Raw genomic sequence first — 240 nt, 5'->3', positions numbered from 1 at the left:
AAAAAATCAGATAATTTATCTAAAACGGGGTGCTGATCATAGGTATTAATTTCTATCGTTTCTCCATCAAATAAATCAACAATATAAGTATATCTCGGCGTATCATTACGTTTTGATTTTTGTTCCCAATTTTTATCAATAGAATATAACTGACTTCTGTTTAAAATCTTTTTTAACTCATAAATATCATTTTTAGAAAGTTTTCCAACAAAATTACCTTGTTTTTTTGCATAACTTTTT

At 25.0% G+C, this 240-nt stretch carries 1 protein-coding gene; it reads right to left on the bottom strand.

Going from position 1 to position 240, the window contains the following annotated elements:
• On the bottom strand, positions 1-240 hold a 240-nt coding region (locus H2O73_RS24265), incomplete at both ends, for a DUF6438 domain-containing protein (protein WP_182110833.1).

Origin of the sequence: Vibrio marinisediminis (assembly GCF_014050145.1) — a bacterium.
In the GTDB taxonomy this organism is placed as follows: domain Bacteria; phylum Pseudomonadota; class Gammaproteobacteria; order Enterobacterales; family Vibrionaceae; genus Vibrio; species Vibrio marinisediminis.
This window is presented reverse-complemented; position numbering and strand designations above follow the sequence as displayed.